The following is a 25514-nucleotide window of genomic DNA, read 5'->3' on the forward strand; positions in this document are numbered from 1 at the left end:
TTTAAATGCTTTTTTTCGTAAATTGCTTGTATGAAGATCAATGCAGATGTATTAATTATTGGCGGCGGACTCGCAGGTTTGACAGCGGCTATACACCTGTCTCAAAAAAATCTAAAAGTAATTCTTATCGAAAAATCTAATTTCCCCAGACATAAGGTCTGTGGTGAATATATTTCCAATGAAATTTTACCTTACCTAACTTGGCTTGGCGCCGATGTTACAGAACTTAATCCCTCCAGCATTTCCAAATTTGAATTCACTGCAAGTAATGGAAAAACGGCAATGGTAGAACTTCCTCTGGGAGGATTCGGCATAAGCAGGTACGCCCTTGATGATTTTTTATATCAAAAAGCAATAGCAAACCACTGTTTGATAATAAAAGAAAATGTTATTGATGTTTCATTCAGTGATGACCTGTTTACTGTTACTTCTTCAAATCAAATTTTAACGGCTAAAATTGTATTGGGCGCATTTGGCAAACGTTCCAATTTAGATCAGGCTTTAGATCGCAGCTTCTTCCATAAAAAATCACCTTGGCTGGCTGTAAAAGCCCATTATTCGGGTAATTTAGAGGATGATCTTGTTGCACTGCATAACTTTAAAGGCGGCTACTGCGGTGTTTCTAAAGTAGAAAACAATATTATAAACATTTGTTATCTGGCAGATTATGCCACTTTCAAAAAATACAAAAATATTCAGGATTACCAGGAGGGTGTACTTTACAAAAACAAACATCTAAAAGCTGTTTTTGAAAACAGTACACTTCTTTTTGAAAAACCGCTTACAATAAGCCAGATTTCTTTTGAGAAAAAAAAAGCGGTAGAGAACCATATTATAATGATTGGAGATACTGCCGGTCTTATTCATCCGCTTTGCGGTAACGGAATGGCGATGGCAGTTCACAGTGCTAAAATTGCATCAGAATTAATCTTGGAATATTATTCAGATGATAAAGCGTCCCGCGAAGTATTAGAGAAAAAATATACTAAAGAATGGAAGAAACACTTTGGTAAAAGAATATGGATGGGGCGAATTCTGGCGCGCATCCTGACCCATAGAACAATTACTGCTGTATTTACTGCCATAACAGCATCATTTCCCAAACTTTTAGCAGCGATCATCAAACAAACGCACGGAAAACCTATAACAATTAATTAAATGCCGATAAACACGCAATATAGAACGCAGGAATCAGAAATAATGGATGATTTTTTTCTTCAGGGAAAAGATTTACAAGAAGCCCTTGATCAAATTGCTCGTATTAATCAATTACTAGGCGGGAATAAAGTAACACTTCACGGCGTAAAAAAAATACTAAAAAAACTGGACCGCACTAAAACAATCACAATAGCCGATATTGGATGCGGCAATGGAGATATGCTTCGTATGCTGGCACGATTCAGTAAAAGGAAAAATTACACATTTAAAATCATCGGTATAGATGCCAACGATTTTACTATAAATTATGCCAAAACATTGTCTGCATCATATCCCAATATTGAATACCAATGCATGGATATTTTTAGTGAGGATTTTAAACTGGTGAAGTATGATATCGTTTTATGCACTCTTACCCTGCACCATTTTACAGATGATGAAATATTAAATATAATTACTATCTTTAAGAAAAATGCCGCGGCGGGAATCATCATTAATGACCTGCATCGTAGTAAAACGGCATATCGGCTTTTTGAAATGATCTGTTTTATTTTTAATCTAAGCAGAATGTCACGTAAAGATGGACTGGTATCAATTTTAAGAGGATTTAAGAAAAAGGAACTGGAAGAATTTTCTAAAAAAACGAATTTAAAAAACTATACCATAAACTGGAAATGGGCGTTTCGCTACCAGTGGATAATTATAAACAAATGAGTGTAAAAATAGTAACAACTGCCAAGCAGCTGCCGCAATATTCACGCGAAACCAAAGACATACTTCCTATGCTGGAAGGCTGGCTTGACGGGCAGGATGAACGTTTTATAAAAAAAGTAAAAAAAATATTTGAAGGCGCCGCCGTTGATAAACGTTATTCAATAATGGAGCCGCAAGAAGTTTTTACTGCCACTTCATTTGAAGAAAAAAATGACATTTATACGCGTGAAGTTATTCTATTGGGCGAGCAGGTGCTTCAAAAAGCACTTGAAAAAGCAGATTGGGATCCAAAAACTCTGGATTATATCATTACCGTAAGCTGTACCGGCATAATGATTCCCTCCTTAGATGCATACCTAATCAATAAAATGAACCTGAGACAGGATATTGTACGTCTTCCTGTTACAGAAATGGGCTGTGCTGCCGGTATATCAGGAATTATATATGCTAAAAATTTTCTGAAGGCAAATCCACAAAAACGCGCAGCGGTCATAGCTGTAGAATCACCAACTGCCACCTTTCAGCTTGATGATTTTTCAATGCCTAATATTGTCAGTGCCGCTATTTTTGGAGACGGTGCGGCCTGCTGTTTGTTATCTTCTTACGAAGATGATCCGGGTCCGGAAATACTACAGGAAGAAATGTACCATTTTTATGAAGCTGAACATATGATGGGATTCAAACTTACCAATACTGGTCTGCAGATGGTTTTAGACATTGAAGTTCCCGACACTATTGCTTCTAATTTTGACGATATTATTCATCCGTTTCTTCAAAAAAACAATTTAGAAATCAAGGATATAGACCACATGATATTTCATCCCGGCGGCAAAAAGATTGTGACGACCGTTGAATCGCTTTTTGCAGGTTTGGGAAAAAATATAGATGATACAAAAGAAGTTCTCAAGCAGTATGGCAATATGTCGAGTGCCACTGTATTATATGTTTTAGAACGTATTATGGATGGAAATCCAAAATCGGGAGAAAGAGGACTTATGCTTAGTTTTGGTCCAGGATTTTCGGCACAAAGAGTTTTATTGCAATGGTAATTAGAAAATAGATTATGACAGTACAGGATATTATAATACGACTGCCTTACAGCAAGCCCTTTTTATTTGTAGATGAACTGCTTGATGTGAATGAAAATAGTATTACCGGAACTTATACTTTTAAGGAAGACCTTGATTTTTACAGAGGACATTTTAAAGGTAATCCTGTAACTCCCGGCGTGATCTTGACTGAAACTATGGCACAGATTGGAATGGTCTGTCTTGGAATATATCTGCTGGGGGATGCTTTTAATAAAGATACTGTAATTGCATTTACATCAGCTGATATGCAGTTTTTAAAACCCGTATACCCTAATGAAAAAGTAACGGTAACTGCTCAAAAATCATTTTTCAGGTTTGGAAAATTAAAATGTGATGTCATTATGAAAAACCAAGCTGGACAGGAAGTCTGCAAAGGCATTCTGTCGGGCATGATTACCAATAAATTATGAGCAGAAGAGTTGTCATAACAGGTCTGGGTGTTGCAGCTCCAAACGGCGTTGGAATTGCTGCCTTCAGCCATGCTTTAAAAAATGGAATATCAGGAATCAGGCATGACAAGCAGCTGGAGGAACTCCAGTTTTCCTGTCAGATAGCGGGTAGACCTGAAATATCCGAAGAACTCAAGTCAAAATATTTTACAGAACTTGAACTTCGCGGTTTTAACAGTACGGGTATTTTATACGGTGTTATTGCAGGAATGGAAGCTTGGGAAAATGCCGGATTACCAATAGAAAATAATGAAGAGCCGGATTGGGACAGCGGTACTGTTTTTGGATCTGGCACCTCAGGTATCGATAAATTCCGCGAAAGCATTTATAAAATAGATGAATTACAAACCCGAAGATTAGGCAGTACTGTAGTGGCACAAACCATGAACAGCGGTATCAGTGCTTATCTTGGCGGGAAACTGGGACTCGGAAACCAGGTTACCACCAATTCATCTGCCTGTGCAACGGGAACGGAAGCTATAATAATGGCGTACGAGCGTATACAATCCGGACAGGCAAAACGCATATTGGCAGGAAGTACAAGCGACAGTGGACCTTACATTTGGGCAGGATTTGATGCTTTACGTGTCTGCAGTTCAAAATTTAATGACAAACCTGAGCAGGGTTCACGCCCCATGAGTGTTACTGCCTTAGGATTTGTACCCGCAAGCGGCGCCGGTGCATTGGTAATCGAAGATTTGGAAAGTGCTTTAGAACGCGGTGTGGAAATTTATGCTGAAATATTAGGCGGTAACGTAAATTCCGGGGGACAGCGCGGCAATGGAAGCATGACCGCTCCTAACAGCAGTGCCGTACAGCAATGCATTAAAAAAGCCATCCAAAATTCAGGTATTTCTGCCGATGATATAGATGCCATAAACGGACATCTTACGGCCACTGCAAAGGACAGTCTTGAAATTGAAAACTGGACGAAAGCCTTAAACCGGAAGGGAACTGATTTTCCGTATATAAACTCCTTAAAAAGCATGACAGGACACTGTTTAAGCGCAGCGGGAAGCATAGAAAGCATCGCGGCGGTACTACAGCTTTATGAAGGTTTTGTTTTTGGAAATACGAATTGTGAAGATCTTCATCCTGAAATAAGTGCTCATATAAACTCTTCAAAAATACCCTTACAAACAATTGATTGTAAACCTAATATAATTGCCAAGGCAAGTTTTGGCTTTGGTGATGTAAATGCCTGTGTAATATTTAAAAAATTTCAAAAATAATTGTATGAACAAAGAAGAAGTTATAGCTCGACTCAAAGTAATTATAAAGCCGTATGCAGCAAATATTCAAGCATTTGAAAGCCTTACTGAAAATACTGATTTCATAAATGATTTAAGCATCAATTCGGCTAATTTGGTAGACATTATTCTGGATATTGAAGAAACATTTGATGTTGTGATTGACAACACTGATATGGAGCGTATGCTCGACGTAAAAACGGCGGTAGAAATTATAGAAACAAAACTGGCCGAAAAATGATCGGCAATGATGTCATCGATATTCTGCAGACCCGCAGGGAAAGCAATTGGCAGCGCAGGGGATTTATAGCAAAACTATTTAACGATGAGGAACAATTGCTTATTGAAAAATCTACAGATCCGGAAAGTATGCTTTGGATACTTTGGAGCATGAAAGAAGCCGCTTATAAAGTGCATAATCGGAAAACAAAAATAAGGGAATATATCCCTAAAAAGCTGATATGCACGATAGAATCACAAAACCAGAATTCTATAAATGGAAAAGTTACCTGCTTGAAAAACATCTATTATACTCAAACCCTTTTCTCAAAAGACAGTATTCATACCATAGCGGTGAGCGTTTTAGATGATCTGAATAAAGTAATAGAGGTTGAAAAAAAATCAATCGTAAAAGATCAGTATGGAATTCCTTATTTAGATGTTTCTTCACAAAATAGATTGCAGGATATTTCAATAAGCCATCATGGAAGGTTTGAAAAAGCAGTCACAATCAGCAGTTGATTAAAAAGAGCAGGTTCCACAACATAAAGTGCTCTTCTCAACAATTATTATACTTTATCGTAGGTTTAAAGCTTTTTACATAAGATTTATTCGCTTCTAATAAACTACAGACCGCCAAAATGAGTCTCTGACGGTCTGCAGCCTTTTTGTGTGTAATGTAATCTAAACAAGCTAAAGCACCTTGTCTAAATCAGTCTATTTTTTGAATGGTGTAAATTGACTGCGATCGATCTCCCGAAAGAAGTTCTCCTAATTTCGAATTCACAACATATATATTCCCATCTGATGCCATTGCCGCTGTGGTTGGAAATTCCTGCTTTCCAATATTGGTCTGCTTGATTTTTACGGCCGTTTTCCATTTATCACTGCTGGAAAACGTGTATACAGTACCCTGGCCTAGGCCGTTTTCTACCAGCACAAGATTATTGTTTTTATCAAGCTCAATGCCGTCTGGAGAACTGAAAGACATTCCCTTCACTTCAGTAACGGATGACGGAACAGGGAGAGAAATTTTATACAGCTTAGCGTCATCTGTTTTTACGGCCAGCAGATAGCCGTCTGGGTGGAAAACAATTCCATTTAATCCGAATTTATCAGCGGCGGGTGTAAAAAGCATACTGCTGGCAAATATCGACGCATTATAATTAAGATCAATTTTATAGATATTGGGAGCGAACGAATCGGTTATATAAATATTTCCTTCATTATCCACCGCAATATCATTTGGACACGAACCTTTATTTGGCGTGAAATTTTTTAAATCAATTTCTTTGATTAACGCTCCTGATGAAAGATCGAAAACACTTACCGAGGCAATTGTTCCGGCACTTGAAGCGGTGCTTTTCTGCGAAACACCTAAATCAGCATTAGCCACTATTAATCGGTTTCTGGTTTCATCTGTAAAAACGCCTGTAGGCAGAACAAGTTTACTGCTTGATGCAAAAACAGCCATTTCGCCTTTTGGATTTACTGAATAGACAACACCCTTATAAAGGGAGCTCAACAGAAACCTTCCATTGTTTAAATCATAGTCAATCCCTTCAGGATAAAGTCCAGTCTCTGTCAGCGTATATCTGCCTTTAAGAACCGCTGGAGTACCCGATGTTTTTTTTTCGCTGTCACATCCTGCTGAGAGAACCATGCATAGCAGCATAAAAAAGATATTTTTCATTTTATTTCATTTTAGATTATTGTCTTATTGACAATGCAAATCTGGTGTAGAAAAGCAGAAATAAAAATGAACTGGTTTAAGAAATAAGGTTGAACTAGATCAACTTTTTGAGGATTTCCTGCTGCGGATTCTGCTTAGATATTCACTGCTGAAACCCAAATAGGAAGCCAGTGCATACTGAGGCACACGTGAAGCAATTACGGAGTATTTATTCATGAATTCCTCATACCTCTCTTCTGCAGTTTTAGTGAAATTAGAAAGAAGTCTTTTCTGCTGAAATGCCAGGGAACGCTGGGTGATGATCCGCTCAAACTTTTCCAGTTTTGGAATCTGCGCTAGAATTTTTTGTTCATCTTCGTAAGCAATTTGGATAAGAGTGGAATCTTCGAGCGCTTCAATAAACAAGGTAGCGGGTTCCTGATAAATCAAACTGCTGTAATCAGAAATCCACCAGTCTTCAACAGCAAATGACAAAGTATGTTCCTTTCCCTCATGATCTACCAGATAGCCCCTGAAAGCTCCTTTTACCACATAGCTTTTATATTTGCATACAAAACCAGGCTGGACTATAAACTGTCTTTTTTTTACCTTAGTTATTTTCAAAAAAGAGGCTAGATGATTTTTCTCATCATCGGTTAAATCAACAAATCTTGAAATATAATCTATAACGGGCAGTAAATCTTTCACATAACAAATATACCGCTGTCAACCTGAACAGCAAAGTCCGGCTGAAAATAAATTAGATTTTTACAATCTCTTTCAATAAAACTAATTTTGAATACTGCTAAGTTGGTACGCACCTCTTCTATTTCATTCACACAAAAGCCAAACCTGTAAAACTGTTATTTTTTATTTTTTCTCAATAACGAATGCTTTTAATTCGGCTAATTTACCATTATCAAATCGCCAAATGTCACAATAGTAATAGTGATCATATTCTCCATTCACATTTTTTAAGGCAATGTTTCCTGTTGCAGTGACAAAGTCTCCCTCTTCTATGGCTTTTTCCATATCAAATATTGGCGGTGAAAGGTAAAAATCTTTTATATACTGCCTTACTGCTTCTTTTCCCAAAAGGGTTCTCTCACCTACAAAGACCCATTTGGTATCTTCAGTGAGATACGATAAATATGCTTCGTATTCTCCTTTTCTTACATGTTCGTTTGCATTAACTAATATAGATGTGTTTTTCATGTTTATTGTCTTTTTAAATTTTAAGTTTTCATTTTGAGAATAAATGTTCTGTACAGCCATCATTAATAAAATATTTGTCAAGCCTTTTTTCATCGTTATCATTTTTGATTTAATTTTGAACTTTAAATTATTAACTAATAGTTCTGCGAAGCTATAACATAAAAGTTATATTAGCTTTATTGACAACCAATTGTAAGGTACTATCAAAAATGTAAGTTATGTCGAAAGTTAAGATTACAAGCACCAATTTTGAAAATAAGAAAATCTTAGAAGATGAGTGTTCAGAGGTATACGCAGCAAACATAATTGGCGGCCAATGGTCACTTGTAATTTGTTCCTGGCTGTTACAAGGCAAAATGCGTTTTAGCGAAATAAAAAAATCTATACCAAATATAACCGAACGTATGCTGACCCTGCAGCTCAGGAAACTGGAACATGATAATATCATAAAGAGAATGGTATATGCTGCAGTTCCTCCTAAAGTGGAATATGAGTTAACAGAAATTGGCTATGAATTAAAACCGATAATCCAGCAAATGGAACAGTGGGGAAAACGACACAAATGTTTACATGCAAAATGAAATAGTCTTAAAATTGAAAATTGGTTAATCAGCCCTGCACTTTGTATAATTTGACCAGTAGTTTCAAAATGCGTTGAACACAATTATTCAATTTTAATTGACCACAATAATTTAGAATTAATTAATATTACTTTTATAAAAGAAAAAACCAGTATTTATACTACCCATCAGCGGCAGATTCAAATACTATTTTGAATTAATCTCCCTTTTGTATCAATAGCAAGAGCAAGCTGTTGATTTTTTTATAATAGAGTAATAGATAATCTTCTCATTCCGACCACAAACCTCTTCTGCCTCTCCAATCACCAGCCAAAAGAAAAGTAAAGAAAAAAATCCAATTGAATTAATTAAATTTAACAACTTAGGGATACGGCCGCTTCAGTGGCAGCTGATTAGATTTACACTCGATATACGTTAATATTTTTAACTTTGAGAAACTTAACAATCCGATGAGAAATATTTTTTTTATTTTACTGCTATCATTTTTTTCATTTAATCTGGTTTTGTCCCAGCATAAAAAAACAGAAATCATCAATTGTCTCAAAAAAGAAATGGAGGACAAAAAAATTCCAGGATGCCAGCTGGTAGTGCTGAAAGATGATAAAATTGTACTGTCTCAAGCTATTGGAACCGCTTACCTGCCATTTTCGGTACCTGTCAGAAAGAATACTGTTTTTTCAATAAATTCAATCTCTAAAGTTTTTACTTCAGTTGCTGTGATGCAATTACAGAACCAGAACAAACTCAATATTAATGACCGCATTTCCATCTATATGGATTCAATTCCTGAAAACTGGAAAAAAATAACGATTAAACAATTGATGAGCCACACATCCGGGCTTCCGGACATTGAAGATGAGAAAGGCTTAATTGGAGATAAGGGTCAGGATTCAGCGTGGCTTAAAGTCAAAAAATTACCATTGGTATCAGAGGCTGGAGAGCAGTTTAATTATAATGCGACTAACTATTATATATTACAGCGGATTATTGAAAAATGCAGTGGTGAATCATTTGAAAAGTTTGTCCGAAAAAATCAGTTTGATATCTTAGGAATCAAACAAATATTCTACGGAAACTCTTATGATGTAATTAAAAATAAATGTCCGACTTACAGCTATTATAGTCAGGACAAAACAACAGGTGAATATATCAAGGGAGTAAAATTAAAGGAGACGTATGAAGAATTTCCATCAAAAATGATAACCGATGCAGGTGCATTTACAACAGCTGAAGAAATGGCAAAATGGATAATCGGACTTCAAACGGGTAAACTTCTTAACAATAATAAAGATATAGCTGCCATTTGGGAACCGGTAAAATTGAAAAATGGTTCTTATGACGGCTTTGGCGGACTTTTAAATGCTTATGCTTTAGGATGGCCGGTAATTACAAGGCAAAACCATTTTGCAGTCGCCTCTATTGGCGGCGGCCGTGCCGCTTTTATTATTTACCCTGAAGATAAACTTGCCATCATTCTTTTTACAAATCTGACAGGTGCTGGTCCAGAAGAAATTATCGAAAAACTAGCAGGTTTTTATTTCTGAATAGTTAATTTCATCATTAATCCATGCTGGAGCTCTACCTAATTCTTCTGCAAAAGCTTAGGCGGATTTTAAAAATGATTTTCTATCTGAGAATATTCTGAAGGTTTACGCAGATGAATACTGTGTTTATTTATGCTGCATTGTTTTAGGAAAAAAATCCAGCATTGTCTATGTAAATCATAGTCTACTACAAGGCAGACCAGTTAATTTAAGATTTAAAAAATAAGGATAATTACTACAAAAATGACACCGTCGTCTAGTTTTTCAAATCATATCTTATAAAAAAGCCCGCAGTATCTCAAACGATAGCTGCGGGTTATTTTTACATTATAAAGATCAGAAGAGCACTTTTCTGGCTATTATGTCTCCATTCTCCAATGTAGTTTTAACTACTAAGACTTGAGTGCTGGAGCAAATACTGTGAATCTCTAATTGGCGGTCTCCAATTTTCTGATTACTATAGAGCAATTTTCCGGTTATATCAAAAACATTGACTTCTCGAAGCGTTTTATCAGTTGATCTCAAAATAATAATCTTACCTTTAGAAACAACTGTAAAGGTATCGGCAATTGTTTTAGATTCATTTACTCCCAGGTTTTTACCGGCGTATTTAATTACAAAGCGATCATTAAAGGTCCCAGTAAGGGTTGAAAATGTATAAGGACCGGATTTCAAATTATGCGTAATACCAGTCTGATTATCCTGCAGATAAATATCCGCATCCGTTAAATTACCATCTGCATGATCAATAGATATCTTAAGATTACCCATGATAGTGGATCTATAGCCCAAAGGTATAGTATCTGCAGGGTTAAATGGAACTGCCCGTCCCTGAATAACCAGCTTTCTATCTTCATTAATGCTGTAAAAATCAGCATATTTATTAGCATCCATGGTCAGAGCATCATAATTATGATCCCATCCATTTGTCGCTCCGGGTATATAACCAATCAAAATTTGTTTGAAAAGCCCCTGATCATTAGTTAAATTAAGCCAAACGCGGTGCTTCTCTTCTTCCGGCGGGGCAAATGTCTTTGAAGAAGGACTTTTTTTAAAATTAAAAAATCCGATGCTTACAGGCGAAACATTACATTGAACAGGATTTGAAGCTAGCAGCAAAATCCATAGCATAAAAAAATATTTTGGTGAGGTGAAATGTTTTTTCATAGGTGTTGATTTAAAAATTATTAAAGGATTACGCGCCGGCGCACACTTTCTCTAAAATTTAAATAACATCAATAGAAAATCATGAACATTCTAAATGTTCTGAAAATACAACTTTTTTTATACGTAAATGAAAGTAGTTTTTTTGCTATCGCTGCTATTTAAAATTAAAGATTGTATTTGAAAAGTGTCTGGCAAAAAACAGTTAATTGAGTGGCCATTCTCAAAAAAAAAATTAAAGTGAATACCATTTCACAAGGCATTACATCGATGTTTTTTGCTTTTTAACGATCAAATACTATATTTAAGTTAAGAATATATCTATAATTATGAAACTATTTTTCAATAAAAATCAAGCTGAATTTGATACTTTTTAATAATCCGGTGAGTAGATTTTAGGCGCTCTTTAAAGAAAGGCGGCCTTGTTAATTGAAAGAGATATTTTTTAAAAACTTTTTTTACATAATTTCCATATTAGAAATGGAAATTATGTAAATCTAACATCGTTATATATAACATTTTTTTTATATAGAGAATAAAAAGCAGGGTGAAGATATTTAGTGGCTCTAGTATTTTGTATACTGCCCAAAACCTATCTGGACTGCCTATATGGCTTTTTATACATCCGCAAAGAACAGTATTTTTGAAACCTGTTACTATTGTAGAACGGCTGTCCACAAATTTTAGAAGAAAAGCTGCACAATTTTACGATATTTGTCAAAATTCATAAAAATCTTACCTTTGATAAAATGCCGTAATGCAGCTAGGAATTATGACCCAAAAAACATATAAACATATTTTATTAGCGGATGATGATCCGGATGACTGTGATTTTTTTTCTGAAGTTTTCAACGAGAATTTTCCAGAGGTTAAACTCTCCATTTCAAATGACGGCGCCGCTTTAATCAATCTTCTTGAAGGTCCTCCAAATCCGGAAGCCGATTTGATATTTTTAGATTTGAACATGCCGATATTATCTGGAGCAGAATGCCTGGACAAAATCAGAACATCACTAACGCTAAAGAATCACATCGTAATTATATTCAGCACCAGCAACAGCCCTTCTGACATCGAAAAGATGTATGCTATGGGAGCCAACTATTTTATTACCAAACCGGTTGAATACCAGCATTTGGTTAAGCTGATCAGCAAAGCCATGTCTTTAGCGGCCGAGACGCATACCAAACAGCCGTCGTTTGAAAATTTCAATATTACGATCTGATTTTTCTTCCAGCCGGAATCAGACTGCTTTTTCTTAAATATTAAATTTTAGATAAGGGTATCCTGCGAATCACAGGGAAAATAAATGGTAATTGAGGTACCTTGATCCACTTTTCCCTCTGCTGTAATTGTTCCTCCTAATGTCTGCATAATTTTTTTGCACAGCGCCAGTCCAATTCCAGAACCGCTATATTGCTGCTGGGTATGAAGTCTTGTAAAAACTTTAAATATTGAATCTGCGTACTTTTGATCAAAACCGATACCATTATCCGAGAATTTAACCCAGGAACAATATACATTAAACGATTCTTTTATAAGTACCGGCTCCTGCGAAGCCGTAATTTTAATTACAGGTGATCGGTCAGGCGAAGCATATTTTAAGGAGTTTTGAATAATATTTAAAAACAACTGCTTCATGAGAAACCCAATTGCATTAACTTCCGGAAGTTTCTCACACTCAATAACCGCATTATTTTCAGTTATCGCTTCGCTGATTTCATCTAATGTATCTTCAAAAATGAGATTAAGGTCAATTTTTTCAGCTGCCTCTCTGGTGTTTTTAATACGGGTGTATTTCAAAATATCCTGCAGTAGTCCTCGCATCCTTGCAGCAGATTTTGATACACGTTCCAGTGAATCAAATTCAGGATCTTCGCGGTCGCCTTTTTTTTCAGAAAGCAGCTTAGAGGTAATCATTTGTATTTTCCTAAGAGGTTCCTGAAGATCATGTGTACTGATCCAGTTTATATTTTCCAGTTCAGAATTAGTCTCTCTCAAGATTTCACTTTGAAGTCTATATCTTTCTTCTTCCTCACTCAGCAGAATCATCATCAGATTATTATGAAGAGAATGGGCATATTTAGCCGCTGCATTTATTTCATACTGTCTCCAGATAGTACTCTGTCCTTTAACAGTCTCTTTCCAGATATTAAATGAGTTTCTTGGATGCAGCCCTTTTTCATCCTTAACAATGCTTTTTTCCGGATCACCTGCCCAGTGAATTTCTGAGATAGTTTCAGGCCTGTACCAGATGATGTGATTGGAATTTCCAAGAGGATGATAAATTACTCCGGCAAAATTGGAAGATCTTTCCAGTTCAGGAAAATCATCGCTGATTTTTCTGGTCGCATAAAATTCGGCGGCTCTCTTCTTCTCTATTCGCTCCACTAAAGCTTCTATCTGTTCATCTTCTGGAGTCAGACCATTTCTGTATATTTTATTTCGAAACATTATCGAAACTCCTCCTGAATTGCATAAGGCAAGCAGCTCGGGCATTTTGATTATAACGTTCAAGGAATCTTCAGACAGCGGCAGATCAAGATTTGTTAAACGCTCTAATGCTTCAATGGATTTCTTTGAATTAATATTTTCATCGTTTGATTCCCGGATATCAATCTGCGAGGTAATGAACTGCCCCTGAAGTTTTGCAGCAAGGCGCACTGCAGGAGAAATATTCTTTTCCGAATAATGATGGCATGCAATAAGACCCCACAAACGATCATGGTGTATAAGTGAAATAGTCAGCGTTGCACCGACACCCATATTTTTAAGATATTCAACATGAATGGGCGATGTGCTTCTTAAAATCGCAAGGCTTAAATCAAGGTTTTTGTCCTTGCTGTCATCGATTGTAAAAATAGGAACTGGCTGATAATTAATATCTACAATCAACCTGAGCTGGTTCTTTATGTAAAGTTCCCTGGCCTGTACCGGAATATCAGTATGCGGATAATGCAATCCTAAAAATGGTTCAAGATCTTTATTGCAGCTTTCTGCATAAACTTCACCGTTATACTGCTCATCGAAACGATAAATCATTACACGGTCATACCCAGTTATTTCCCTTGTACCTTCTGCTACCAGGGCACAGAGATCTTTCAGCGATTTTGTGTTGTTCATCTGTGTCACAAACTGGATAGTCTGTGTATAAACGTCTGCCAGGATCTGTTTGTCGAACTGAGGTTCTGCTTCTAAAACATAAATATCATCACTTTTGTGAATATTGACCTGAAACTTTTCGTTAAGAAGTTCTATTTCCAAAGGAAACACATCCTGCACCGTATCTGAATTTATATAACTAAAAATACGTTCCTGCGCTTGTGTACCAAAAACAGCTGCAAATTTATTTCCTAATGCCTGAGTATGGCTTAGAGGAATGAAAGATGAAATATTACTGGTGCAATAGTCTATTATCCAATCATTAGTAAGCCCAATTAAAAAGCCATGCGGCTGGATTTGTCCCGGAATATGTATAGGTTCTTGGTCGCAATTGGTCAACGTAACCAAATCACGGTTAACTATATCTTTAAACTTCATTAATAACTGAATTTAGAAAGCACACTTCATGCTTTTAGAGCTGGAAACTACATCTGTAACGTTACTGCAACAATTATAAAATTGTCGATATTTTATATTTAAAATAATTGCTTATTGTATCAATTAAATGTATAAATATTTTCTGGTAAATTGGAGCGCATGTCTGCCAGCGTGCTTTTTAAATCTGTCTGCACACCAATGCAAAGCTGCTGCATGATCTGCTTTAATTCATCAAAGTCTGAAGGTTTTACAATGTATGCTTCCGCACCTAAAGAATGAGCGTCGTCAATACCTTTCATTCTTGATGAAGTTGCCATCATTACAACTGGTATTTCTCCAAAACGCAGATCCTGCTTAATAAGCTTAAGCAACTCCCAGCCGTTCATTTTCGGCATCCCGGCATCCAATAATATCAAATCAGGCAGTGAATCTAATTGGGACAGTAAATCCAGCGCAGCATCACCACTGTCCACAAATTTAACGGCGAAACTTTCTTCTGTTCCAACCATTGCCCACTTAAAAAATTCAGCATCATCACAATCATCATCCACCAGTAAAATTATCTTTCTATTCATTTATATTAATATAGTATTACAGCACTATTTTTGAGCCGCAATGATGTAAGTAAATTTAGGTATACATTCTCTTGAAAACAAGAGAAAGAGAAAATTATTTCTAAAATTAATAAGTAATCAAGAATAATTTCTTTTTTAATAAATGCTTATATTTTCAAGAAATTGATAATGATTATTTTGTTATAATAAGGTAATTTTTAAATATTAAATCTCTTAAAGGATATAAAAATACTCTAAAGGATATAAAAATAAAAAAAACTTTACACTATTTATATTTTCAATCCGCTTTACAGCAATATCAATTCAATTAATAAAACATTATAAGCAAAGTTAACCAAATACAAAAATGCTCAGTTTATAGATTGAATAAGTTATATTACATAATTTAAATATTTATAATGCAACCTGTTATACATAATTCATTTACTATTAACAATTTGTAATAAGTAGAAATAACTGACAAATTCAATCTAAAACTTTTAAATTATATAAAAACAGCACAGAATTATGTAAGTAAAAAATAAGCAGACTAACCTATTTTTGATTTTTGCAATAAATTTATACACATATATGAAGTCATTTACATTTCCAGCATATAATTCTTCTTATCTATCTTACCTAATCAGGCACTTATTTTTCATGAGGCAGGAATTTTACAGATTCAGAACATGATTTTAAAAATATTTGCGGGCTTTTTAAGCGGGCTTAATATATTAATAGTATAGGTCGTATTAAAAATTCTGGATATATTTACCCATCGTTATGGGCTATTAAAATGCATATTTGTGCTTATGCTAATGAAGAACTATGATAATGAAATTATTATGACTCAAAAATTATTTAAACATATTCTGCTGGCAGATGACGATTTAGATGACTGTGATTTTTTTTCCGATGTTTTTAAAACTAACTTTCCGGATGTCAAGCTGTCTGTTTCAAATAACGGGGGGGCATTGCTAACACTGCTTGAGGGCCCGCCGCATCCAAAAGCAGACATGATTTTCTTAGACCTTAACATGCCTGTAGTATCAGGACCCGAATGTCTAGAAAAAATCAGAACTTCAACGGAGTTAAAAAACCATGTAATTGTTATTTTCAGTACCAGTAACAGTCCCGACGACATTCAGAAAATGTATTCGCTTGGCGCCAATTATTTCATTACAAAACCTTCGGAATACAATCATCTTTCCAGACTGATCAGCAAAGCGATGTCTCTGGTATCTCACACAGATGTACGGCAGCCTGCCTTTGAGAACTTTCACATTAAAATTTAATTATTATTTTTTGCCAGCATGATGGATCTTCCAGAATCAATAAGAGAAAAGGTTTTACGTGATGTTATAGATACAGCGCCTTTTCCAATCGGAGTATACACAGGAGATAAAATGAAAATTGTACTGGCAAACCAGTCCATGATTAAAACCTATGGAAAAGGACCTGATGTGATAGGGACAAACTATACAGAAATTCTTCCTGAACTTGAAAACCAGCAGATATTTGATCAGCTCCGCGAGGTGCTGCATACAGGAAAATCATATGAAGCTAAAAATGCACGAGTTGACATTGTTGTAAATGGCAAATTGAAACCGCACTATTTCAATTACAACTTTACGCCCATTTTCGGCGCGGAAGGAGAAGTCTACGGCGTAATGAATACGGCTGCTGAAGTAACAGAACTTAATGTTGCCCGGCAGCAGACTATAGAAATTGAAAAGAAATTAAGACTGGCTGTTGAATCCTCGCAGCTTGGAATATTCGAGATAGATATCAAAAAAGGTCTTATGAGAGGATCAAAACGTTTTACAAACTTTTTTGGACTGGAAAAGCGTGAGTTTACACTCAATACTTTGGTGTCTTTTATCCATCCGGAAGATATAGCGTTATGGCACAATGCGCTCGAAACACTCTCAGAAACAGCAGACTTAAACTGTGAGCTGAGGGTGATAAACAATAAAAAACTGCAATGGATACGATTTTCCGGTTCACTATCAGAGAGTGATGATAAGGAGAATACTATCGTAGGAATAGCTCAGGACATTACTGTACAGAAAGAAAATGCCCAGGAGCTTATGCAGCTGGTGGAACAGCGCACACTTGAACTCAGACGCTCTAATGATGACCTGAAACAGTTTGGGCACGTGATCAGCCATGACTTAAAAGAGCCGGTTCGCAAATTGCTATTGTTCTCCAATATTCTTAAAGAAGATTTAGATAATGATAAAAAACCGAGAATGAGCCAGTATGCCCATAAAATCAATAAAAGCGCTGCACGTCTCACAGAAATGATTGACTCTATATTAAACTATTCCTCTGCCGGAAGTCCGGATTTGAACGAAGTTGTCGACCTGAACCATATTATTGAAAATATAAAGGAAGATCTTGAAATAAAAATTCTCGAAAAACATGCAGTCATTGAGCACAAAAAAATGCCTCTTTTAAACGGGTCAAAAATTTTATTCCATCAGCTGTTTTATAACCTTATTGCCAACTCCCTGAAGTTTTCTCGTGATAATTTTGATTCTCATATCAAAATTGACTGTAGTTTTGACTCTGAAAAACTTCTAATTACAATAACGGACAACGGTATAGGGATTTCCATCGAAAATTCCCAGAGAATCTTCAATGTCTTTGAGAGGCTGCATTCGAAAGATGAGTATGAAGGAACCGGGTTAGGACTGGCGCTCTGCAAAAAAATAGTTGAACGCCATAACGGGAAAATGATGTATGTTAAACCTGAAACTACAGGTGCTGTTTTTGAAATTATCTTACCGGCATCAATTTTACACTAATGTAATTTTACGTGTAAAATTACAGACTAAAGCAGCTCATTACGAATTGCTTTTGGTGCGATTAAAATCAGTAATCATATAGAGACATACCGCAAGCTCATCCTGCAATAACTTTAACATCATAGCCGCTATTCTGATATAGGGTTAAGCCCTGCCCGACAATTGCATTGCCTCCATCTCTTGGAACAAGAGAAAAATAGATTGCGACGTCTTCAATGCCGTCTCCTGTAAAATCTCCAGTATAGAATTCCTTACCATCAAGTACTGCATCATGGGATTCTAAAATTTTTGGCAAATACTTTTTGAATTGTTTTTCTGCGAGCCTGACGGCATCATTTGTAGTTATTTTAGGTCTGTTGTTTTGATTTTCTTTTATAGAAAGTTCTTTTTCTTTTAACAATAATTCTTTTTCCTTAAGTTCCAATTCTTTTTCTCTTTGTGAATTATTGAAGCCTGCCAGAACTAAAAACACAGGTAGTATTACTTTGATTTTGATAGATATGTTCATCTGAATATGATAAGGTATATTTTTTTGATTTTAGTGGCGGTCATGGGAAAATAAAATATCCATGAAATCAGGTATTGCCATCTATAAATCACAGTGCTAACTTTGCTCCCCATCTAACCCAATATACGCCTTTAGCAGCAGTACCAGAATGAAAAAGTTTAAAATTAAAAGAACAGACCAGAACCAATGGATGGTGTCACATCATGAATACCCTAAATTTACCTGTCATTTTGAGTCCAACCGTTTCAATTATGAAAGAACCATAAACGGCCTGTCGGATCCATCGGGAAATTTCAATGAAATAGAGCTGCTCCATAAAATGGAAAAATGGCTCGCGCAGCACCATAAGGAAAAAATTAACGGATAGCCGTTAAGCCAAAATTATCCGAACCTGCTGCTCATTTACACCTGCCATTAAGAAATCTTAGATCATGCCGTTCTAGTTAAACAGCTCCTTTAGTATTTCCTGAAGCTCTTCCATGTGGACTGGTTTTGAGATGTATTTAACCCTGATATTGTTACGGTCCAGCCAGGGCACCATGACTTCTTCTGGAGGCGTGGAAAGAACAATAACCTCAATATTTTTGAGACGTTCGATCTGCCCCATGCGTTTGAGAAACTCCAGCCCGTTTACTGCCGGCATGTTATAATCTAAAAAAATAATATCTGGCAGCTGTTCGGTTGTTTCTAGTTCTTTGAGTGCTTTGACCGGATTTTCTGAAGTAAGGCATACAGCCTCTTTATTTACCGCCTGTACCGCTTCCACAAAAAACTGTGTATCGTCTTGGTCATCGTCAATCAAAAGTATATTTCTATAGGACATATTTCTTTTTTTAAGAGCAGTCAAACTGCAATAGGTTTACAAATATAATCATATGATCAAAGAGCAGCTTACACGATTATAAATTCAAATTTATATTATTCTATTTACATTTGAGTTAAATCGCTGCATTTATGAAACCTTATTACTTAATTTTAACTTAGTCGGTCAGCTTTAGCTGACAGAATTAAATACTCTTTTATTTAAAGAAACATCTAGTCCCAGCAAGTGTTACAATAAAATAGAAAAGTGAGAATATTTTAATTTATCGTATTTTTATAACCTATCTTGTTTTTAAACAAAATATATACAAAACATCAGACTTAGATAAGAAAGTAAAAACAATAAAAGTAAAAAATAACTATGCAGAACATAGAGAACAAAACAGCGTATATAACCGGAGGGGCAAAAGGCATCGGTTTTGGTATTGCAGAAGCTTTAGTAAAAAACGGAGTAAAAGTAGCTATTTCAGGAAGGGATACCGATGCACTTGAAAAGGCGCAGCAGGCATTAGGGAAACAAAATGTACTGATCCTGCAGTCTGATATCAGAAATTTCAATGATGAACGCAAAGCTGTTGAACATATCGTATCTGAATTCGGTAAACTGGATATTGTCATTGCCAATGCAGGAATCGGAAAATTTGCACCTATAGACGAAATGTCACTTGAGGACTGGAATACGATGATTGACACGAATCTCACTGGGGCTTTCCATACCCTGAAAGCAGCAGTGGAACAGCTCAAAGAAAACAAAGGCTATTACATTTCAATTGCCTCTCTGGCCGGAGCAAATTTCTTTGCTAAAGGTGCTGGTTACAATGCTTCAAAATTTGGTCTGGTGGGCTTTACCCAGGCTGCCATGCTGGATCTGCGTAATTATGATGTAAAGTGCACTACTATTATGCCCGGGTCGGTTACTTCCAACTTCAACAGCCATATTCCAAGTGAAGAGGATAAATGGAAAATCCAACCCTCTGATATAGGACAGATGGTCGTGGATCTCTTAAGAATGAACCCTAATGTGCTGCCCAGCAAAATAGAAGTCCGTCCAACGAAAACGAAATAAATAAAATGGACTGTCAAAATACATGTGCAATAATTACACTTACACAATCTAAAACAGAAAGAAGAAAGATCTTATGCTTGTCTGTCAGAAAAAAACAATGCTTTATAATTGATTTTCAGACGGTAAATAATCATCAGATATTTTAATAATACAAAATTATTCCGCTATTAAAAAGTAGTATCACAGTTGATTTTTTACCAAATGGTAAATCAGAGAAAACATATTCTTTTTAAATTGCACAAATGGAAAAAATGATTCAATATATCCTGCAGTTTGGCAGTCTCAATACACAGCAGATTGACCTTGTTATCAGTAAGGGACAAATCTTCAACTTAAAAAAAGACGATTATTTTTCTGAGGCTGGAAAAATTCCTAAACAGGTTGGGTTTATCACTCAAGGGGTTATCCGCGGCTGTTATTATAATAATAAAGGCGAAGAAATCACCCGTTGTTTCATCAGCGAAAACAGCCTGGTATGTGATTATGTTAACTTTGAGGCTCAGGCTTCATCTTCCGAATATCTGCAGGCCGTTACAGATTGCAGCCTTATTATATTTTCTAAGAAAGACTGGGAAGAACTCTCCCATATTATTATGGAATGGGACACTATTAAAAATAAAATGGTGCAGTTGTGCATGCACCAGAAATCAAGAAAAGGCCCGGTTATTTCTCAGGATGCAACCACAAGATACTTGGAGTTTATGGAAAATTATCCTTCACTGATCAATCGTGTTCCATTATCCTATATAGCTACCTATTTGGGAGTAACACAACAATCTCTAAGCAGAATCCGGAAAAACATACGCTGATGGGCTTTTTACCAAATGGTAAATGACACCGCTGTTTAATACTTGAATTTTGTATTGAAATTTTAAAATTACAAAATATGAAAACAGTATTAATTACAGGAGCAAACAAAGGAATTGGTTTTGAAACTGCCAGGCAGCTTTTACAAAAGGGATTTTTTGTATTTATTGCAAGCCGCAATCCAGGTAACGGTCTGACGGCTCTCGAGAAACTCAAGGCAGAAGGATTTTCAAATGTCGAGAGTATAGAATTGGATGTTACTGACCTTTGCTCAATACAGACAGCACGTAAGAAAATTGTTGAAGAGGTATCAGTTTTAGATGTTCTGATCAATAATGCAGGTATTAACGGCGGGAGTCCTCCTTATACTGTACTGGAAGCTTCAAGCGTCCAATACCTGGATGCTGTCAATACCAACTTAATTGGTACAGCCAATGTAACGCAAATCTTTATTGATCTGCTGAAAAAATCTTCGGAACCCCGAATAGTGAATGTTAGTACTAGTGTTGGTTCTCTTGCATTACAAAGTAATCCGCAATGGCCTGCTTACAGCTATGCCAAATACGGAGTATATGCTGTATCCAAAGCGGCATTGAATATGTATACCATACAGTTAGCATATGAATTGCGGAATACCAATTTTAAGGTAAATGCTGTTTGTCCGGGGCTTACAAAAACCGATTTTACGTTCTTTAATGGTGGTGAAGTCGAAGTAGCAGCGAATAGAATTATTAAATATGTCATAATTGATAATGCTGGACCAACCGGCGGATTTTTCAGTGAAGAAACAAATCCAGAAACTGGTTTGATACAGTGGTAAAAGAGTATTTTAGTTAGTAAGAGGTTGTTTTTATTCAACCTCTTACTGCTGTGGTGATGCTGTTCAAATCAACCTCCACTCCAGCCAACCTCCCCTTTATGAGATAAAAACTCAATAAAAATTTTACAAAGTTTATAACAAAGAAGAAACCCGCGGCAAAAACTAAAATGTATTTATTCTCGTATATGAATAAAAACCGTATTATCATGGAAACATCACCTGTTGTATTAAAAGTACTGCAAATACTTGCAGAACGATATGGAACAAGCTGTTCTTTGGAAGAGCTTACCAGGCTGGTTAACCAGATCGTTAACACCTCTATGTCTTTTACAGATTGTTTATACGTTGAAAAAATGCATCAGTCTTCAGTATTAGATGCTTTACTGTATCTCAATGATCAGGGGCTTATATTTTTAAATTCTGATACCGACCGAAGTGTTATTACCATAAAGGGTCTGATGAAAGTAAATCATAAAGTTTTATGCAATTAGTTTTTACTGCCGGTAACTGACAAATCACAAAATAAATAGAGTTGCTGTCTTAATAAAAAGACAGCAACTTTTTATCATTAAATCTCTAAGAAGTACACCAAGTTCTACTTAAAAATTCGGCCGATAATTTTTCCGATATCAGCAAAATCATCAAGATTGCTTACAGCTCTTTTTTCTATAACCGTATTATCAATTTTTGTGAAAGGATAAATTAATATATAGTTATTACTGCTCAGTTTTTTATTTAAAATTTCTGGCACTTCTTTCATCTGAGGGAAATAAGAATGCATACCCCTGTCAGCCATTAAAATGATAAGACCTTCGTCTTCTTCCAGACTGCCCGCAGTATTTTCAGCTTCCTGCCATGAGGTTACAGGATTAAAAACAGCTTCAATATTTGCCTTTACTATAATACTCTTCAATACGCCAATGGTTTTCTGGTTTGCATAAAAACTCATTTTAGCCCCCGTATTTTTTCCAATGTTCCAAATTCTTAATAAACAATGAAAAAATCCCGGTTCCAGTTCAGCATCGGCAGGAATAAGCACAGCATATTTTTTAATAGTTGACACCGGCTGAACCGCATGATAAATAATCAGATTTATATTCTTGTTCTGCAGGTAGCCGTTATAAAGATTATAAATAAAGGAGGAGGAAAATCCTTTTTCTTCTTCCAGTCCAATAATCAAATCAGTAATATTCTGTTCTTTTACCACATTATTAATCCCTGCAATCACATCATTATCATGACGGGTTATCGGGTTTAATTTAACATCGGCGGAGGCCGCTATATTTACAGCCGTACCCAGCAGTTTTTCTGCATTTTTTGAAGATGATTCACTTTTGTCTTCGTTAATAACATTAAGTGCAAAAAGTTTGTCTTTATTGTTTCTGCCTTTTATGAGAAGCCCCAGATTAACCATTTTCTCAACTGTATGTTCATGATTTACAGCCAGCAGAATTTTTTCTTCTTCATCACCTGCACCTGCCGCGGTTTCTTCTTTATCTGCATCGGCAATCCTTTGAGCGCTTGCCATTGACACAAATGACGAAATAGTACAGGAAATAAGTATAAGCAGAATACTGCCATTAAGCACATGTTCATTTAAAAGTCTGACAGGCTCACCTGCTTCATTTTCGGATAAGATAATATTATATCCCACCATTACAGAAGCAAGCGTTGCTGCCGCAGAAGCCGCACTCATACCGAAAATAAGACTGCCTTCATCATTTGTAAATCTAAAAGTCTTTTTCGTTAAAAAAGCTGCCGCGTATTTCCCTCCAATTGAAGCTGTAAGCATAACTGCAGCTACTCCCAGTGTTTCCCAGCTCTGGATAAAAGCATTAAAATCAATCAACATACCAACACTAATCAGGAAAAATGGAATAAAAATAGCATTCCCTACAAATTCTACTCTATTCATAAGTGATGAACTGTGCGGTATCAGCCTGTTTAGCGCAAGACCGGCAAAAAATGCTCCAATAATGGCTTCTATTCCAGCGAGCTCTGCCAATAAAGCAGCTAGATAAATCATCACAATAACAAAAATATACTGGGAAATCTTGTCTTCGACATTCTTAAAAAACCAGCGCGCCAGAACAGGAAAAAAAAGCAGAACTATTAAAGCAAATACCAGCATGGAAACAGACAGCTTAACCCAGAAGGAAGTTCCAACTTCTCCCTGTGACATGCCCACCACAACAGCCAGTACTACAAGCGAAAGTACATCTGTAATCATCGTGCCGCCTACCGTTACATTTACCGCAAGCTTTTTTGCTATCCCTAATTTGCTCACCATTGGATATACAATAAGAGTATGGGAAGAAAAAAGGCTGGCAAATAGTACCGAGCTTAAAAGCGAAAAATGGAGTATGTAATAACCACCCACAAGCCCCAGTGCAAATGGCACAATAAAGGTATAGAGCGAAAAAGTGATACTTTTCCATTTATTTTTTTTAAAATCGCCCATATCTATCTCAAGTCCGGCAAGAAACATTATATAGAGCAGTCCAGTAGTACCTGTCACCACTACACTGCTGTCTCTGGCAAGAACATTAAATCCATTTGGACCAATAACGGCACCGGCTATAATAAGACCCAGCAGGTGCGGCACTTTTATTTTATTGAGTAAAAGAGGAATACATAAAATTATAATAAGCTCGATAAGGAATTTTAATACCGGATCTTCAATAGGAAGACTGACATGCTGTATACTTAATAACATAAATTATTTTTTTTGAGGAAGTGTAAGTTCAACCGAAAATCTGGCAGAACAGTTCTCTTGTCTGGTGATAGTCTGTGTGCCTTTAATAATATTTTCTTTAATATCATCAAGAACCACATTCATTTTTACTCTGTTTTTAGAAACACTGTCACTGCTGAATTCAAGCAGTATCCTGTCTTTAAGGTATTTTGCCTTAAATACCCTTACCAGTTTTTTATTATTTAAAACATTTGTAAAAATTCCTGTCGAATCAGATACAAATTCCCAAGTTTCATTACGCTGGTCTCCTATAACATACTGGCCGCAGTTTGATTCTCTGCACAGCATCTTACTGTTCCAAAATCCTTTAAGTTTCTCAGGCCATTCCGTTATTAATTCAGTATCATTATTGACAGTATCTTTTAGGGCAGAGATGCTGTCTCGCATGGCTAATAATACTTTATAGTCAGCTTCTTTTTTTTCAAATTCTTCTTCCTTTAAAGTTAAAGCCTTTTCTCTCTTGAGCAGTTCCTGCTCTTTTCTGTTTTCGCATGAGATAAAAATGCAGGTAAGAATTAATAATAGGGATAATTGTTTCATAAAAGTTTTTTTTGGATATACAATTTAACCAAAATATACCGCTGTACAAAATAAAAGACCTCTAAAAAAACGGAAGCCTGCATTAAAGTTCTGCACAGTCGGCTGTAATAAGTAAATTTCATTTAAAGTAAGTCACACAGTTACAAGCTATTTAATAATTCAAAATTATGTAACTCCAAGGCAGAATTCTGTAATTTAAAAGCTTCCCCAATCGGTTATTTTTGCCTCAGACAATTAT

Annotated in this window: 27 protein-coding genes; 17 read left to right on the plus strand and 10 right to left on the minus strand. The window is 35.9% G+C overall.

Going from position 1 to position 25514, the window contains the following annotated elements; all coding sequences use genetic code 11:
* The first annotated feature begins 30 nt into the window (after window positions 1-30).
* The 7 genes from ACTJIW_RS18775 to ACTJIW_RS18805 are packed head-to-tail and all read left to right on the plus strand — an operon-like array spanning window position 31 to window position 5403.
* Window positions 31-1158 (plus strand): NAD(P)/FAD-dependent oxidoreductase, encoded by a 1128-nt coding sequence (locus tag ACTJIW_RS18775; protein WP_440716261.1) that lies wholly within the window; start codon window positions 31-33, stop codon window positions 1156-1158.
* Complete coding sequence (locus ACTJIW_RS18780; protein ID WP_440716260.1) at window positions 1159-1872, plus strand: methyltransferase domain-containing protein; 714 nt, start codon at window positions 1159-1161, stop codon at window positions 1870-1872.
* The gene (locus ACTJIW_RS18785) at window positions 1869-2921 is read left to right on the plus strand and encodes a type III polyketide synthase (protein WP_012025785.1); all 1053 of its coding nucleotides are present in this window, start codon (window positions 1869-1871) and stop codon (window positions 2919-2921) included. The genes ACTJIW_RS18780 and ACTJIW_RS18785 overlap by 4 nt, the downstream gene beginning before the upstream one ends.
* A 14-nt stretch (window positions 2922-2935) precedes the next feature.
* Entirely contained in the window at window positions 2936-3373 is a 438-nt protein-coding gene (locus ACTJIW_RS18790) for a 3-hydroxyacyl-ACP dehydratase FabZ family protein (RefSeq protein ID WP_274253461.1), read from the plus strand.
* On the plus strand, window positions 3370-4644 hold the full coding sequence (locus tag ACTJIW_RS18795) for a beta-ketoacyl-[acyl-carrier-protein] synthase family protein (RefSeq protein ID WP_440716259.1): 1275 nt from the start codon (window positions 3370-3372) through the stop codon (window positions 4642-4644). The genes ACTJIW_RS18790 and ACTJIW_RS18795 overlap by 4 nt, the downstream gene beginning before the upstream one ends.
* Window positions 4645-4648: 4 nt before the next feature.
* Entirely contained in the window at window positions 4649-4903 is a 255-nt protein-coding gene (locus ACTJIW_RS18800) for an acyl carrier protein (RefSeq protein ID WP_012025788.1), read from the plus strand.
* Window positions 4900-5403: a 4'-phosphopantetheinyl transferase family protein gene (locus tag ACTJIW_RS18805; RefSeq protein ID WP_440716258.1), complete on the plus strand. Its 504-nt coding sequence runs from the start codon at window positions 4900-4902 to the stop codon at window positions 5401-5403. The genes ACTJIW_RS18800 and ACTJIW_RS18805 overlap by 4 nt, the downstream gene beginning before the upstream one ends.
* Window positions 5404-5593: 190 nt before the next feature.
* Here the strand turns inward: ACTJIW_RS18805 and ACTJIW_RS18810 are convergent, their stop codons facing one another.
* From ACTJIW_RS18810 to ACTJIW_RS18820, 3 genes are all read right to left on the minus strand, one after another.
* Complete coding sequence (locus tag ACTJIW_RS18810; protein WP_440716257.1) at window positions 5594-6574, minus strand: SMP-30/gluconolactonase/LRE family protein; 981 nt, start codon at window positions 6572-6574, stop codon at window positions 5594-5596.
* Window positions 6575-6673: 99 nt separating this feature from the next.
* Window positions 6674-7261 carry a Crp/Fnr family transcriptional regulator gene (locus tag ACTJIW_RS18815; RefSeq protein WP_149207116.1) on the minus strand — a complete coding sequence of 196 codons (588 nt, stop codon included), beginning with the start codon at window positions 7259-7261 and terminating at the stop codon, window positions 6674-6676.
* Between the two features lie 162 nt (window positions 7262-7423).
* Window positions 7424-7861, minus strand: a complete 438-nt coding sequence (locus tag ACTJIW_RS18820; protein WP_262410425.1) for a nuclear transport factor 2 family protein — start codon at window positions 7859-7861, stop codon at window positions 7424-7426.
* A 125-nt stretch (window positions 7862-7986) separates the two neighbouring features.
* Between ACTJIW_RS18820 and ACTJIW_RS18825 the strand changes: the two genes are divergently transcribed.
* Together ACTJIW_RS18825 and ACTJIW_RS18830 are read left to right on the plus strand one after the other, a co-directional pair.
* Window positions 7987-8349: a winged helix-turn-helix transcriptional regulator gene (locus ACTJIW_RS18825; RefSeq protein WP_012025793.1), complete on the plus strand. Its 363-nt coding sequence runs from the start codon at window positions 7987-7989 to the stop codon at window positions 8347-8349.
* A gap of 449 nt (window positions 8350-8798) precedes the next feature.
* Window positions 8799-9893, plus strand: coding sequence for a serine hydrolase domain-containing protein (locus ACTJIW_RS18830; protein WP_440716256.1), 1095 nt, complete (start codon window positions 8799-8801; stop codon window positions 9891-9893).
* 336 nt (window positions 9894-10229) lie between these two features.
* Here ACTJIW_RS18830 and ACTJIW_RS18835 read toward each other — a convergent pair whose 3' ends face one another.
* A complete protein-coding gene (locus ACTJIW_RS18835) occupies window positions 10230-11060 on the minus strand; it encodes a T9SS sorting signal type C domain-containing protein (RefSeq protein WP_440716255.1) in 831 nt (276 codons plus the stop codon).
* Window positions 11061-11814: 754 nt separating this feature from the next.
* On the opposite strand from ACTJIW_RS18835, the gene ACTJIW_RS18840 reads away from it, so the two are divergent.
* Complete coding sequence (locus ACTJIW_RS18840; RefSeq protein WP_121361068.1) at window positions 11815-12279, plus strand: response regulator; 465 nt, start codon at window positions 11815-11817, stop codon at window positions 12277-12279.
* Between the two features lie 47 nt (window positions 12280-12326).
* Here ACTJIW_RS18840 and ACTJIW_RS18845 read toward each other — a convergent pair whose 3' ends face one another.
* The gene (locus ACTJIW_RS18845; RefSeq protein WP_440716254.1) at window positions 12327-14594 is read right to left on the minus strand and encodes an ATP-binding protein; all 2268 of its coding nucleotides are present in this window, start codon (window positions 14592-14594) and stop codon (window positions 12327-12329) included.
* Between the two features lie 119 nt (window positions 14595-14713).
* Entirely contained in the window at window positions 14714-15169 is a 456-nt protein-coding gene (locus tag ACTJIW_RS18850) for a response regulator (RefSeq protein WP_012025798.1), read from the minus strand.
* A gap of 797 nt (window positions 15170-15966) precedes the next feature.
* Between ACTJIW_RS18850 and ACTJIW_RS18855 the strand changes: the two genes are divergently transcribed.
* Window positions 15967-16443, plus strand: coding sequence for a response regulator (locus ACTJIW_RS18855; protein ID WP_440718469.1), 477 nt, complete (start codon window positions 15967-15969; stop codon window positions 16441-16443).
* A gap of 18 nt (window positions 16444-16461) precedes the next feature.
* Complete coding sequence (locus ACTJIW_RS18860; protein WP_440716252.1) at window positions 16462-17958, plus strand: ATP-binding protein; 1497 nt, start codon at window positions 16462-16464, stop codon at window positions 17956-17958.
* A gap of 97 nt (window positions 17959-18055) precedes the next feature.
* Here the strand turns inward: ACTJIW_RS18860 and ACTJIW_RS18865 are convergent, their stop codons facing one another.
* Entirely contained in the window at window positions 18056-18466 is a 411-nt protein-coding gene (locus ACTJIW_RS18865; RefSeq protein WP_440716251.1) for a hypothetical protein, read from the minus strand.
* A 148-nt stretch (window positions 18467-18614) separates the two neighbouring features.
* Between ACTJIW_RS18865 and ACTJIW_RS18870 the strand changes: the two genes are divergently transcribed.
* On the plus strand, window positions 18615-18833 hold the full coding sequence (locus tag ACTJIW_RS18870) for a hypothetical protein (protein ID WP_440716250.1): 219 nt from the start codon (window positions 18615-18617) through the stop codon (window positions 18831-18833).
* Between the two features lie 72 nt (window positions 18834-18905).
* On the opposite strand, the gene ACTJIW_RS18875 is transcribed toward ACTJIW_RS18870, so the two are convergent.
* A complete protein-coding gene (locus ACTJIW_RS18875) occupies window positions 18906-19289 on the minus strand; it encodes a response regulator (RefSeq protein ID WP_440716249.1) in 384 nt (127 codons plus the stop codon).
* Between the two features lie 360 nt (window positions 19290-19649).
* Between ACTJIW_RS18875 and ACTJIW_RS18880 the strand changes: the two genes are divergently transcribed.
* The 4 genes from ACTJIW_RS18880 (at window position 19650) to ACTJIW_RS18895 (ending at window position 22472) form a co-directional block, all read left to right on the plus strand.
* Complete coding sequence (locus tag ACTJIW_RS18880; RefSeq protein WP_440716248.1) at window positions 19650-20354, plus strand: SDR family oxidoreductase; 705 nt, start codon at window positions 19650-19652, stop codon at window positions 20352-20354.
* 242 nt (window positions 20355-20596) lie between these two features.
* Window positions 20597-21163 carry a Crp/Fnr family transcriptional regulator gene (locus ACTJIW_RS18885; protein WP_440716247.1) on the plus strand — a complete coding sequence of 189 codons (567 nt, stop codon included), beginning with the start codon at window positions 20597-20599 and terminating at the stop codon, window positions 21161-21163.
* Between the two features lie 77 nt (window positions 21164-21240).
* Window positions 21241-21981 carry an SDR family NAD(P)-dependent oxidoreductase gene (locus ACTJIW_RS18890; RefSeq protein ID WP_440716246.1) on the plus strand — a complete coding sequence of 247 codons (741 nt, stop codon included), beginning with the start codon at window positions 21241-21243 and terminating at the stop codon, window positions 21979-21981.
* 206 nt (window positions 21982-22187) lie between these two features.
* Window positions 22188-22472, plus strand: coding sequence for a hypothetical protein (locus ACTJIW_RS18895; protein WP_012025806.1), 285 nt, complete (start codon window positions 22188-22190; stop codon window positions 22470-22472).
* 104 nt (window positions 22473-22576) lie between these two features.
* Here the strand turns inward: ACTJIW_RS18895 and ACTJIW_RS18900 are convergent, their stop codons facing one another.
* Together ACTJIW_RS18900 and ACTJIW_RS18905 are read right to left on the minus strand one after the other, a co-directional pair.
* Window positions 22577-24697 carry a cation:proton antiporter domain-containing protein gene (locus ACTJIW_RS18900; protein ID WP_440716245.1) on the minus strand — a complete coding sequence of 707 codons (2121 nt, stop codon included), beginning with the start codon at window positions 24695-24697 and terminating at the stop codon, window positions 22577-22579.
* Between the two features lie 3 nt (window positions 24698-24700).
* Complete coding sequence (locus ACTJIW_RS18905; protein ID WP_440716244.1) at window positions 24701-25276, minus strand: hypothetical protein; 576 nt, start codon at window positions 25274-25276, stop codon at window positions 24701-24703.
* Window positions 25277-25514 lie beyond the last annotated feature (238 nt).

Origin of the sequence: Flavobacterium sp. 22659 (assembly GCF_052044235.1) — a bacterium.
GTDB classification, from domain to species: Bacteria; Bacteroidota; Bacteroidia; order Flavobacteriales; family Flavobacteriaceae; genus Flavobacterium; species Flavobacterium johnsoniae.